The organism is Cylindrospermum stagnale PCC 7417, assembly GCF_000317535.1.
In the GTDB taxonomy this organism is placed as follows: Bacteria; Cyanobacteriota; Cyanobacteriia; order Cyanobacteriales; family Nostocaceae; genus Cylindrospermum; species Cylindrospermum stagnale.
The window spans coordinates 4,562,100-4,573,468 of sequence record NC_019757.1; the positions used below are offsets into that span (position 1 = coordinate 4,562,100).

13 protein-coding genes are annotated in these 11,369 nt (G+C 40.5%); 10 read left to right on the plus strand and 3 right to left on the minus strand.

The features are described from left to right. The first annotated feature begins 111 nt into the window (after positions 1-111). The 10 genes from CYLST_RS19085 (at position 112) to CYLST_RS19125 (ending at position 7,145) form a co-directional block, all read left to right on the plus strand. Complete coding sequence (locus CYLST_RS19085) at positions 112-723, plus strand: TetR/AcrR family transcriptional regulator (protein WP_015209368.1); 612 nt, start codon at positions 112-114, stop codon at positions 721-723. 48 nt (positions 724-771) lie between these two features. Further along, positions 772-2,082 (plus strand): ABC exporter membrane fusion protein, encoded by a 1,311-nt coding sequence (locus CYLST_RS19090; protein WP_015209369.1) that lies wholly within the window; start codon positions 772-774, stop codon positions 2,080-2,082. Positions 2,083-2,152: 70 nt separating this feature from the next. After that, positions 2,153-3,319 carry an ABC transporter permease DevC gene (devC, locus tag CYLST_RS19095; RefSeq protein ID WP_015209370.1) on the plus strand — a complete coding sequence of 389 codons (1,167 nt, stop codon included), beginning with the start codon at positions 2,153-2,155 and terminating at the stop codon, positions 3,317-3,319. Positions 3,320-3,331: 12 nt separating this feature from the next. Then, positions 3,332-4,078 carry a DevA family ABC transporter ATP-binding protein gene (locus tag CYLST_RS19100; RefSeq protein WP_015209371.1) on the plus strand — a complete coding sequence of 249 codons (747 nt, stop codon included), beginning with the start codon at positions 3,332-3,334 and terminating at the stop codon, positions 4,076-4,078. Between the two features lie 46 nt (positions 4,079-4,124). Further along, complete coding sequence (locus tag CYLST_RS19105; protein WP_015209372.1) at positions 4,125-4,457, plus strand: hypothetical protein; 333 nt, start codon at positions 4,125-4,127, stop codon at positions 4,455-4,457. A gap of 135 nt (positions 4,458-4,592) precedes the next feature. Then, positions 4,593-4,715: an AAA-like domain-containing protein gene (locus CYLST_RS33505; protein ID WP_085960638.1), complete on the plus strand. Its 123-nt coding sequence runs from the start codon at positions 4,593-4,595 to the stop codon at positions 4,713-4,715. 180 nt (positions 4,716-4,895) lie between these two features. Then, complete coding sequence (locus CYLST_RS19110) at positions 4,896-5,549, plus strand: MotA/TolQ/ExbB proton channel family protein (protein ID WP_015209373.1); 654 nt, start codon at positions 4,896-4,898, stop codon at positions 5,547-5,549. Then, positions 5,533-5,937 (plus strand): ExbD/TolR family protein, encoded by a 405-nt coding sequence (locus CYLST_RS19115; protein WP_041233168.1) that lies wholly within the window; start codon positions 5,533-5,535, stop codon positions 5,935-5,937. The genes CYLST_RS19110 and CYLST_RS19115 overlap by 17 nt, the downstream gene beginning before the upstream one ends. Before the next feature lie 103 nt (positions 5,938-6,040). Continuing rightward, entirely contained in the window at positions 6,041-6,247 is a 207-nt protein-coding gene (locus tag CYLST_RS19120; RefSeq protein WP_015209375.1) for a hypothetical protein, read from the plus strand. 340 nt (positions 6,248-6,587) lie between these two features. Beyond that, on the plus strand, positions 6,588-7,145 hold the full coding sequence (locus tag CYLST_RS19125) for a methylmalonic aciduria and homocystinuria type D protein (RefSeq protein ID WP_041233169.1): 558 nt from the start codon (positions 6,588-6,590) through the stop codon (positions 7,143-7,145). 24 nt (positions 7,146-7,169) lie between these two features. Here CYLST_RS19125 and CYLST_RS19130 read toward each other — a convergent pair whose 3' ends face one another. From CYLST_RS19130 to CYLST_RS19140, 3 genes are all read right to left on the minus strand, one after another. Further along, a complete protein-coding gene (locus CYLST_RS19130) occupies positions 7,170-8,324 on the minus strand; it encodes a leucine-rich repeat domain-containing protein (RefSeq protein ID WP_015209377.1) in 1,155 nt (384 codons plus the stop codon). Between the two features lie 203 nt (positions 8,325-8,527). Then, the gene (locus CYLST_RS19135) at positions 8,528-9,751 is read right to left on the minus strand and encodes a leucine-rich repeat domain-containing protein (protein WP_041233170.1); all 1,224 of its coding nucleotides are present in this window, start codon (positions 9,749-9,751) and stop codon (positions 8,528-8,530) included. Positions 9,752-9,955: 204 nt separating this feature from the next. Continuing rightward, positions 9,956-11,311, minus strand: a complete 1,356-nt coding sequence (locus tag CYLST_RS19140) for a leucine-rich repeat domain-containing protein (protein ID WP_015209379.1) — start codon at positions 11,309-11,311, stop codon at positions 9,956-9,958. Positions 11,312-11,369: the final 58 nt, after the last annotated feature.

Sequence of the window (11,369 nt, forward strand, 5' to 3'; positions counted from 1 at the left end):
ACCTCTTTTGCCTCTTACCTCTCAAATACTCAATTTTTCTGGAACTATTGACAAATCTTTATAAAGTGTTTATCTTAATCAATAACGAGCGTTCGATATATAAACCGAGTTATGCCGAAGATTGTTGACCATGAACAATACCGCAAAGAACTACTAGGCAAGTGTTTTGATTTATTTGCCGAAAAAGGCTATGGTTCCATCACTATGCGGCAAATTGCTCAAGGTCTACGGGTATCTACAGGGACGCTGTATCACTATTTTCCTAGTAAACAAGCTCTGTTTGAGCATTTAGTGGAAGAGATATGTCAGCAGGATTTAAGTGCAGTATTGGCGGAGTTGGGAGGAACGCAAACACTGCAAGAAGGCATAGAAGCACTGGGACGACATATGGTAAAAAACGAGGATTACTTCGTTAAGTGGACTTATATCTGGGTTGATTTTTGCCAGCATCAAGACTCGAAGCAGGAGGGAAATACTGTGTTTCAGCGTGCCAATCAGCGATATCAACAGGCAGCTAAAGATTTTTTTGGCATTCAAGATTCAGCGTTAGCTTCTTTTATAGTCAGCTTTATCGATGGCTTGTTACTAACGAAGTTGCGGGGTGATGGCATGATTGATATTCCTGCACAATTCGCTTTATTAGGCAATATGCTGACGTTATATTTGCAACAACAAGATTCACATAATCTGGCTAATAAAGAACCATTAGCCAGCAGTAAGTAATTTAGTTGAAAATATCCACAAAATTAATCTTTTTATTGGGGAAATAAGATGGGACAAAAATTGTTATTTAAACCTACCAACCAAGGGTTAATTCCATTAGTAATTGCGGCTACTGCTGTTACAGGTGTAATTGCTGTTTATGGGATTTCTCAATTTGGGCAAGTTGGTAAAACGGCTTCATCTGACATTGTAGAAACCAAGCCGATTGCCCCAAAAGTGACGGCATTAGGACGATTGGAACCAGAAACAGAGATAATTAGCTTGTCTGCGCCGTTGGCGTTGAATGGCGATCGCATTTCCCAAATCCTCGTCAAAGAAGGCGATCGCGTGACATCGGGACAGGTGGTGGCAATTTTAGACTCCCGCGATCGCTTGCAAAATGCTGTAATCGAGTCAGAGAAACAAGTCAGAGTTGCCCAAGCGAAACTGGTGCAAGTGAAAGCCGGGGCAAAAACCGGAGAAATCCAGGCACAGCAGTCTAGTGTGGAACGCATACAGGCCCAGGGACAAGGAGAAAGACTTGCTCAAGAACAAGCGATCGCTAGATACATAGCACAATGGGAAGGAGACAGAACCGCCCAAGAAGCAACAATTAGGAAGTTAGAAGCCGAACTCAACAACGCCCAAGCCGAAGAGCAGCGTTATCAGCAGCTATATTCTGAAGGTGCCATTTCTAGTTCGATAATTGACAGCAAGCGCTTGGTTGTGGAAACGGCAAAACAGCAAGTGGGGGAAGCCAAAGCAGTTCTGAACCGGATTAACGCCACCGCTAACAAGCAACTAGCCGAAGCTAGAGTCACACTTAACCGAATTAAAGCTACTGGTAATAAGCAAGTTAGTGAAGCAAAAGGCACACTCAGCGGTATTGCCGAAGTCCGTTCTGTAGATGTAGCCGTAGCACAAGCAGAAGTTGAAAGTGCGATCGCCGCACTTAAACGCGCCCAAACTGAGTACCAAGCAGCTTATATCAAGGCGCCAATCCCTGGGCAGATCCTCAAAATCAATAAAAAAGCCGGAGAAAAGACAGAGCAAGCGATGTCTAGCACAAATACAACTGGCATTGCAGACTTAGCGCAAACCGACCAGATGATGGCAGTAGCAGAAGTTTATCAAACAGATATTAGTAAAGTCAAATTGGGACAAAACGCCGTTATTACCAGTCAGGCATTTGCCGGCGAACTGCGCGGCACCGTCACCCATATAGGCTTACAAGTCAACCGACAAAACGTCTTCGCCAGTGAGCCTGGAGAGAACCTTGATCAACGAGTGATTGAGGTGAAAATCCGCCTTAATCCTGAAGACAGCCAGCAAGTTTCCGGTTTGACCAACTTACAGGTGCAGACAGCAATTGAACTGTAAAAGTTGATTTAACCCTAAGAATAACGAATGTTCGGTATAGATTGGTGTGGCATGGCTGAGGAGGCTGTCAATGGTTAGTAAAATGCTTCGCAAAACTCCGCTGGCCTGGCGGCAGTTAATGAAAGAAAAGACGCGGCTAGCAATTGCGATTGCAGGCATTGGCTTCGCAGATATGCTGATGTTTCTGCAATTGGGGTTTAAAGATGGGCTTTATGACTCATCAGTAACACCACATCGCAACTTACAGGCAGATTTGATTTTAATTAATCCCCAATTTCAAACCCTAGGGGCGGCGAAAACCTTTGGCAGAGAGCGACTTTACCAGACCTTGAGTTATGACGGTGTAGCCTCAGTGACTTCACTCTACATCGGCCTTGGGCAGTGGCGGAATCCCGAAACGCGCATTCAACGCTCTATTTTGGTGTGGGGTTTTGATCCGGCACAACCCGCCTTTAAATTCCCGGAAATTCAACAAAACCAAGATCAACTTAAGCAATTGTACCAAGTTCTGTTTGATCGCGCAGGTCGTGCAGAATTTGGGGCGGTTGCTGATAATGTCAAAAAAACAGGCAACTTTGAAACGGAACTGAGTGATAAAGCTGTCAGCGTCAAGGGCTTGTTTACTAACGGTGCTTCCTTTGTGGCCGATGGCAATGTGATCAGCAGTGACTCTACTTTTTTGCAAATATTCCCCAAGCGAAAGCGCGATCGCATCGATGTTGGCTTAATTATTCTCAAGCCTGGGACTGATGTAGAACTTGTGCGATCGCAACTAGCCGCAAGACTACCCAAAGATGTCAAAGTTCTCACTATCGAAGGGTTTGCCGACATCGAAAAAGAGTACTGGGCAACCAGCACCGCCATTGGTTTCATCTTCGGTATAGGTGTCGGCGTTGGCTTTATCGTCGGCATTGTGATTGTTTACCAAATCCTCTACTCCGATGTTTCTGAGCATCTGCCAGAATACGCCACCCTCAAAGCAATGGGCTATAGCGATAACTATCTACTATCCGTCCTGATCCAAGAGGCATTACTTTTAGCCATATTGGGTTATATCCCCGGATTCATCCTTTCGATTGGACTGTATCACGTTGCCGCTGGTGCGACAATGTTACCGATCGCCATGACGTTAGATCGAGCAATAAATGTATTAACTTTGACAGTTATTATGTGTAGTTTCTCTGGGGCGATCGCTATGAGAAAGCTACGTTCTGCTGATCCCGCCGATGTTTTTTAGATAAAAAATTTTATGTTGCCAGAATCTACACTAGTCACCACCAACGCCCCAGTTCCAGAACCTGCAATTTCTATTCACAACCTCAACCATTATTTTGGTGCGGGTGCGCTGCGTAAACAAGCATTATTTGAGATTAATTTAGAGATTAACAGCGGTGAAATTGTGATTATGACGGGGCCCTCAGGATCGGGAAAAACCACGCTGTTGACCCTAATGGGTGGACTACGGTCAGCCCAAGAAGGTAGTCTGCAAATCTTAGGACAGGAAATCTGCGGTGCGAGCAAGGGGCAGTTAACTAAGCTGCGCCGCCAGATAGGCTATATTTTCCAAGCGCACAACTTGATGACTTTTTTGACAGCTAAAGAAAATGTGCGAATGTCTTTAGAGTTGCATGACCAGTTTTTGAACCAAGATATCAACGCCAAAGCGATCGCCATGCTAGAAACAGTCGGTTTAGGCGATCGCGTAAATTACTATGCAGAGAGTTTATCAGGGGGACAAAAACAACGAGTTGCGATCGCCCGCGCCTTAGTCAGTCATCCGCAAATAGTCCTCGCCGACGAACCCACCGCCGCACTTGACAAAAAATCTGGGCGCGATGTCGTGGAATTGATGCAGAAGCTAGCTAAAGAACAAGGCTGTACGATTTTGCTAGTTACCCATGACAACCGCATCCTCGACATAGCCGATCGCATCGTCTACATGGAAGATGGTCAACTCAAGAGTGATGGCGTAGATGTGGCGACAAAAATGCATTAGACACCTATAAATTCAGAGCTAGAAGCGATTAAGGTTTTACCCCAGAGTGACGGAAGAGCGATATAACGAAGCAATTAAAGACTTAACCCAAGCATTAGCTATTGATGAAAATGCCTCTAGTGTTGCTCGAATGACCGAATTATCTTTATCCCTCAAGGTGAGTTGTTTCTTGTTCCTTTCCCTGCACTGCAATAGTTTACTTGATGATTACCGGGGATTGGGAAGTGCGATCGCATTTGCTCCCTCTGGTAAAGATCATAATGCGGCGATCAATATATTAAATAAAGCGGCAGGTCATTCCGTCTTTAAAGCCAAGAGCCTCCTAAGCAATAGCCGGATTGTCATGTTCGCCCCCACTGTAATCGGTACTCCGATTTAGTGGTGGGAGATGTCACGCTAACAGCAGTTTTCGTTTGTTTATCCTCTATCTGTGGTTGCGCTATGCGCTCTTGTGGTGAACTAAATTCAAAAAAATGTCATAAATGCTCAACAATCGATATCATTAGATTCGCTGATGACTTATAAACTAAGCAGTATGGGGCTGATCAAACAGTTAAAAGATAAAGTGATACCAAGTTGTGAATTATATCGGCAGTATTTTACATCCAGAAATAGCCAACTATCTTCCACCTTGTAGATTTTCTGCCATTATGCGATCGCGCGATCATCACAGTCCACCCATCCTTGTCAAAATTCACAAAAAGCGCCACATCCCCCACAGGCTATGATTTTTTCCTCGTCTATAACCAAAAATAAAGTGAAATCCTCAAACAGCGATCTGTTAATCTAGCGTTGTTGCCAAATTAAAAAATGCTAGATGTCTATTAGTAATCTGTTTACAGCGGGTGGTCTAGTCATGTGGCCCCTGCTGGGGTTTTCGGTTTTAGCCGTGGCGCTGATTTTGGAACGTGTCAGGTTTTGGATCAAAATCAATAGTCGGCAAAACCGCATTGTGCGAGAGGTATTAAAGCTTTATCGCCAAGATAATGTGGTTAGTACTTTAGACTTATTGCAAAAAAACACAGATTTACCCATCGCCCGGATTTTTTTAGCAGCTTTAGAATTAGAGGAAGCGACGCCAGAGGAATTTCGTTTAGCATTAGAAAGCGAAGCTCAAGGAGAAATTCCCCTACTTAAACGCTTTCAAAACATTTTTGAGACAATCATCGGTCTTGCACCCCTGTTAGGGCTTCTGGGTACAGTTTTGGGATTAATTGCCTCCTTTGCCTCGTTGAATCTTGGTGATGTGGGAGGTAGTAAAACCTCTGGTGTCACAGCAGGGATTAGTGAAGCATTGGTATCAACAGCTTCAGGATTGGTGGTGGCGATCTTTACCCTGTTATTTGCCAATACCTTTCGGGGACTGTACCAACGCCAAATTGCTTGGATTCAAGAATATGGCGGACAGCTAGAATTACTCTACCGCCGTCGCTATGAAAGAAAAGATAAATCCTATGCGCCTACCAGATGAGCCAGATATTCCACCTCAGATTAATATTGTGCCGATGATTGATGTCATCTTTGCAATTTTGACGTTTTTTATCATGTCAACTTTGTTTTTAACTCGGTCGGAAGGGTTACCAGTTAATTTACCCAAAGCGGCGACGGCAACATCACAAGCATCAGCAGCACCGATTACTGTGACGGTAGATAAAACTGGAAATATCAGCTTAAACAGGCAACGAGTTTCTCTTGAGAATTTACCAGAGGAAGTACGGTTATTGATGGGCAATAATACAGAAGCTTTGGTAATTATTAACGCTGATGATGGCGTCCCTTACGGTCAGGCGGTGGGAGTTATGGATCGCTTGCGTCAGGTACAGGGAGTAAAATTAGCGATCGCTACTCAAAAACCATAACTCGATCAATGGAAAATCGGTAATTTGAGTTTCTGATTACCGATTTTTCTCTACCTGTCTAAAGACTCTACTATAATGACAAATTGATTTGAGGTAAAACTAGATGACTATTTGGGTAAACGAGCAAATTGATCCATCCGGCCTGATTTATGCCTGTATTGCCTGTTGTAATGAGTCTCAGGCTCAAGATTGTCATGAATCCTTCCAGAATAATTTGACCGAATTGCAAAAGGAAACCGGTTGGGTAGCGCAATTGCGGATAGTTGATTCTTGGGATGATGTCCCAGTTAATGCTTTAAAACTCAATTAATCGGCTCTTTTATCCCCACTTTGAGTTAAAAATACAACACAAAGACCGGGCGAAACTCGGCAGAAAGTCATCCCCTTTTCCTCCTCGATGGCAACTCTCAACAGATAAAAGGGTATGGTTTGTGATTTTCGTTCACCAGATGTGGAGATAGTTCAGCGAAGCAACCATCACCAAAAAAGGTTAATCCCAGATAAACAGGGGATTAAAACCTCAAACTTTATTCACAAAAACCGCCAGTAAACCTTATCTATCATAAAAATTTGATGTATTTTTGCAAGTTTTCAGGGTTATTATCTATAACCAAGGAATAAATTAGAAAACTTGCCCAAACCGAATAAATATAGTGAACTATCCCCCAGTTTACATTTCGGAGCAAGCCTGTCCTATAAATTTAGTTGGCAAAATGGGACAAGCGGTGCAGATTTCAATTCATAATCCCAGTCAGTATATCTGTGCCAACTGCGAACAGATATTACCAGATTGGCAACAGCAGCAATTTTTATGGGTGGTGGTTGTCTTGCAGCAAGCACAATATCCACTAGAGGAAAAAACTGCACAAGCAGAGATAGAGAAAGAAAGGTTGCGAGAAAAGTTTATGCGGTTTGGTTGCGACTTAGCCTTCAATTTGCGCGATCGCGGCTACTTAACAGACTTGATTGACCCCCGTACCGGCTACCCCTTACTCTCCCACCCCGGAGCCGTTCCCCACGACGACACAGCGGTTGTTAAAGCTTTGCTCGACTATCCCGTAATTAAAAATAAATGCTGTGTCTTAGTGCATCCCGATTGGGGTACCGCTGTTTATCCCAGCGTCTTGATTTCTGAAGCACCCCCAGACATTATTCAATCTGTCACTAAAGGCATAGCACCTATGCACGGATGGACGGAATTTAGCTAGTAGCATGCATCAGTCTGGAAGCTGTTAAAAGCTACAGATGGATTCTGGAATGAAGGGACAAGCTTTGTCTGGAATCGGGTTATTTTGAATTTCAAGCTTCTCCAATTTTGTCATATTGGACAGAGGTTTGATATCACTGATTTGATTGTAATCGAGGTCAATTTTAGTTAAGTTATTCAGATTAAACAAAGGTTGAATATTGCTGATTTGATTGTAATCGAGGTAAAGAGAAGTTAAATTAGTCAGATTAGACAAAACTTTGATATCGCTGATTTGATTTAAACCAAGATTAAGATAAGTTAAATTTGTCAGGTTGGACAAAGGTTTAATATCGCTGATTTGATTTTCATCGAGTCCAAGAGAAGTTAAATTAGTCAGATTAGATAAAGGTTTGATATCACTGATTTTATTTTCACTAAGGAGAAGATAAGTTAACTTAGTCAAGTTGGATAAATGTTTGATATCACTGATTTCATTGTTCCAGAGGTAAAGAGCAGTTAAATTAGTCAGATTAGATAAAGGTTTGATATCACTGATTTTATTTTCAATTAGGGTAAGATAAGTTAATTTAGTCAGGTTGGATAAAGGTTCGATATCACTGATTTTATTTTCAATTAGGTCAAGGGTAGTTAAATTTGTCAGGTTAGATAAAGGTTTGATATCGTTGATTTGATTACGACTGAGTCCAAGATAAATTAAATTGGTCAGGTTAGACAAAGGTTTAATATCGCTGAATTCATTTTTAATGAGGTTAAGATAAATTAACTTTGTCAAGTTGGATAAAGGTTTAATATCGATGATTTGATTGTAATAGATATTGATACCAGTTAAATTAGTTAGGTTAGACAAAGGTTTAATATCGATGATTTGATTGAAGCCGAGGTCAAGATAAATTAAATTATTCAGATTGGACAAAGGTTTAATATCGCTGATTTTGTTTGACCCTAACTTGAGTTCTTTCAGTTGGGTAAGCTTTTGATTAGCTTGATTACAGTTTTGGGTTTCAGCCACTTTTAATAAAGCGTCAACTGTGCGTCTTGTCTGGGGGGGTAAAGTTGATTTCTGCTGACACCATTCTATAAAAGTTTTGGGAGTTGTCAGGGGTACAGCTATAGCTGGTGAGATGCAAAAACCCAAGGTAAAAGTAAATAGAGTGACAATGGCTAAGGTAGATTTCATGTTGAATTTTTGTCTTTGCAGAGTAGATTATTTGTTAGCTGCTATATAGCAATGTATACAAGATTAAATGGCACAATTCCCGGATTCTCAAAGAAGTCGGGAATGTTTTTGTTAAAGCATATTTCATCTATAGCGCTTTCTGGTCAAATGCAGTAAAACCAGGATGTACGGAAATTAGCCTGTAGTGTGCATCAGTTCTGAAGCTAATCAAATGTACAGATGGATTCTGGTTTTACAGGACAAATTTTACGTTGAATCGGGTTATTCTCAATTTCAAGCTTCTCCAATTTTGTCAGGTTAGACAAAGGTTGAATATCGCTGATTTGATTTTCACTGAGGTAAAGTTCAGTTAAATTAGTCAGGTTAGACAAAGGTTTGATATCACTGATTTGATTTACACCGATGATAAGTTCAGTTAAATTAGTCAGATTGGACAAAGGTTTGATATCGCTGATTTGATTTGAACTGAGGTGAAGATAAGTAAAATTAGTCAGATTGGACAAAGGTTTGATGTCGCTGATTTGATTTCCCCAAAGGTCAAGAGAAGTTAACTTAGTCAGGTTGGACAAAGGTTTGATATCGCTGATTTGATTTCCCCAAAGGTCAAGAGAAGTTAACTTAGTCAGGTTGGACAAAGGTTTGATATCGCTGATTTGATTTCCCCCAAGGTCAAGAGAAGTTAAATTAGTCAGGTTGGACAAAGGTTTGATATCGCTGATTTGATTTCCCCTAATCTCAAGAGAAGTTAAATTAGTCAGATTGGACAAAACTTTGAGATCATTGATTTGATTTCCCCCAAGGTCAAGAGAAGTTAAATTAGTCAGGTTGGACAAAACTTTGAGATCATTGATTTGAATTCCGCTAAGGTCAAGAGAAGTTAAATTAGTCAGGTTGGACAAAACTTTGAGATCATTGATTTGAATTCCGCTAAGGTCAAGAGAAGTTAAATTAGTCAGGTTGGATAAAACTTTGAGATCATTGATTTGATTTCCACTAAGGTTAAGAGAAGTTAAATTAGTCAGGTTGGATAAAGGTTGGAGATCGCTGATATGATTGTAATTGATGTCAAGAGAAGTTAAATTAGTCAGGTTAGACAAAACTTTGATATCACTGATTTGATTTCCCCCAAGGTCAAGAGAAGTTAAATTAGTCAGGTTGGATAAAGGTTTGATATCGGTGACTTCGCTTGAATATAGGTCGAGTTCCGACCGTTGGGTAAGCTTTTGATTAGCTTGATTACAGTCTGGGGTTTCAGCCACTTCTAACAAAGCGTCAACTGTGCGTCTTGTCTGGGGGGGTAAAGTTGATTTCTGCTGACACCATTCTGTAAAAGTTTTGGGAGTTTTTAGGGGTGCAGCTATAGCTGGTGAGGTGTAAAATCCCAAGGTAAAAGTAAATAGAGTGACAATGGCTAAGGTAGATTTCATGTTGAATTTTTGTCTTTGCAGTGTAGATTATTTCTTAGCATCTATATAGCAATTTATACCATTTTAGATGCCAGAGATTCCCGACTTCTTTGAGAAGTCGGGAATCTTTTTGTTACAGCAGATTTCATCTATAGCGCTTTCTGGTCAAATGCAGTAAAACCAGGGTGGACGAAAATTAGTCTGTAGTCTGCATCAGCTCTGAAGCTAATCAAATTTACAAATGGATTCTGGAATGAAGGGGCAAATTTTGTCTAGAATCGGGTTATTCTGAATTTGAAGATCCTCCAATTTTGTCAAGTTGGACAAAGGTTTGATATCGCTGATTTGATTTTCACTGAGGTCGATATCAGTTAGATTAGTCAGATTCGACAAAGGTTTGATATCACTGATTTGATTTTCGCTGAGGTCAAGAGAAGTTAAATTAGTCAGGTTAGATAAAAGTTCGATATCGATGCTTTGATTTCTCCAAAGGGAAAGAGAAGTTAAATTAGTCAGATTGGACAAAGGTTTGATGTCAGCAATTTGATTTTTACTGAGGTCAAGAGAAGTTAAACTGGTCAGGTTAGACAAAGGTTTGATATCACCGATTTGATTTTTACTGAGGTCAAGATCAGTTAAATTAGTCAGGTTAGATAAAGGTTTGATGTCAGCAATTTGATTGTCCCAAAGGTAAAGATAAGTTAAATTTGTCAGGTTAGATAAAGGTTTGATATCGCTGATTTGATTATCCCAAAGGTAAAGAGAGGTTAAATTAGTCAGGTTAGATAAAGGTTTGATATCGCTGATTTGATTATCCCAAAGGGAAAGAGAGGTTAAATTAGTCAGGTTAGACAAAACTTTAATATCACCGATTTGATTGTTCCAAAGGGAAAGATAAGTTAAATTAGTCAGGTTAGACAAAACTTTGATATCGCTGATTTGATTGTAACCAAGGTCAAGAACAGTTAAATTTGTCAGGTTGGACAGAACTTCGATATCGCTGATTTGATTTTCACTGAGTTTAACAGAAGTTAAATTAGTTAGGTTGGACAAAACTTTGATATCGCTGATTTGATTATCACTAAGGTCAAGAACAGTTAAATTAGTTAGGTTGGACAAAACTTTGATATCGCTGATTTGATTTTTGCTGAGGTCAATATCAGTTAAATTAGTCAGGTTGGACAAAACTTTTATATCGCTGATTTGATTTGAACTAAGATCAATATCAGTTAAATTAGTCAGGTTGGACAAAGGTTTGATATCACTGATTTGATTTTCACTGAGGTCAAGAGTAGTTAAATTAGTCAGGTTGGACAAAGGTTTGATATCGCTGATTTCGCTTGACTCTAGGTTGAGTTCCGACCGTTTGGTAAGCTTTTGATTAGCCTGATTACAGTCTGAGGTTTCAGCAACTTTTAACAAAGTGTCAACTGTGCGTCTTGTTTGGGGGTGTAAAGTTGATTTCTGCTGACACCATTCTGTAAAAGTTTTGGGAGTTGTCAGGGGTGCAGCTATAGCTGGTGAGGTGCAAAATCTTAAGGTAAAAGTAAATAGAGTTCCAATGGCTAAGGCAAGTTTCATGTTGGTTTTTTGTTTGTGTAGGGTAGATTATTTCTTAGCATCTATATAGCAATTTATA